The following is a 1131-nucleotide window of genomic DNA, read 5'->3' on the forward strand; positions in this document are numbered from 1 at the left end:
AAAGCTGACTTAGCCTTTATTTTACATATGGTAAATCATTTAGCTACAAACGGAACAGCTGCTGTTGTTATGTTTCCTGGTACATTATATAGAGGTGGTGCCGAACGTGATATTAGAGAATATTTAGTTAGAAATATTAATGTTGTCGATGCTATTATTCAACTACCTGAAAATTTATTTTTTGGTCCAACTATTTCAACTTGCATTTGAGTGTTAAGAAAGAACAAAAGCGATACAAATGTATTTTTTGTCGATGCTTCAAACGAGTTTATAAAAGTTACTAATAAGAATAAATTAACAAATGACAATATAAATAAAATAGTTGATACAGTGAGATTTAAAAAAGAAATAGAGCATTTTTCTAAAATAGTTAATCAATCAGAAATTATTGATAATAACTTTAATCTTTCAGTAGGCTCATACATTGAAAAAGAAGACACTAGTGAAAAAATTGACATCAAAGTCTTAAATAATCAAATCAAAGAAACTGTTTCCAAAATTGACAAATTACGCAATGAAATAGATGAAATAGTAAAAATGTTAGGGGACTAATATGAATAAAATTGAAAAGTTAATTAAAGAAATGTGCCCTAATGGAATTGAGTATAAGAAACTTTGAGAAATAGTAGATTTTGATAGGAAGTTTAAAAATGTAGATGCTAAAAAACAACAAAATATATTAATTTTCAAACATATATCTTCAAAAGAATTAAAACTTTATACGACAACAAGATTAGGAACTGTAAAATTACTTTCAACAGGACAGTATGAGGGTTTCGTTGAATATAATGAGAATGACAAAAACATAAACTTTGGTGAAATTATAGCGATTCCTACCGGTGGTTCTCCATCTATTAAATATCATAAAGGATATTTCATAGATAGTTTAAATATATTGTTATGTTCAAAAGATATAGAAAAATATAACTTAAAGTTTGTATACTACTTTTTAATTGTAAATATAGAATTTATTGAGCAAAATTATAGAGGAGCTTCAATAAAACACCCTGATATGACAAATATTATTGAGTTGTCCATACCCGTTCCTCCTTTAAAAATTCAAAACGAAATTGTAAAAATCCTTGATAATTTTACGGAGTTGGAAGCGGAGTTGGAAGCGGAGTTGGAAGC

The 1131-nt window shown here is 27.3% G+C and carries 2 protein-coding genes; both read left to right on the plus strand.

Annotated elements, in window-relative coordinates; all coding sequences use genetic code 4:
- The coding region (locus tag T386_RS0104210; RefSeq protein ID WP_029513865.1) for an N-6 DNA methylase at positions 1-552 on the plus strand (552 nt) is incomplete at its 5' end.
- 1 nt (position 553) lies between these two features.
- A partial coding sequence (locus T386_RS0104215; protein ID WP_029513866.1) for a restriction endonuclease subunit S occupies positions 554-1131 on the plus strand: 578 nt, incomplete at its 3' end.

The sequence above is a fragment of the Mycoplasmopsis primatum ATCC 25948 genome, assembly GCF_000702785.1.
Classification (GTDB): Bacteria; Bacillota_I; Bacilli_A; order Mycoplasmatales; family Metamycoplasmataceae; genus Mycoplasmopsis; species Mycoplasmopsis primatum.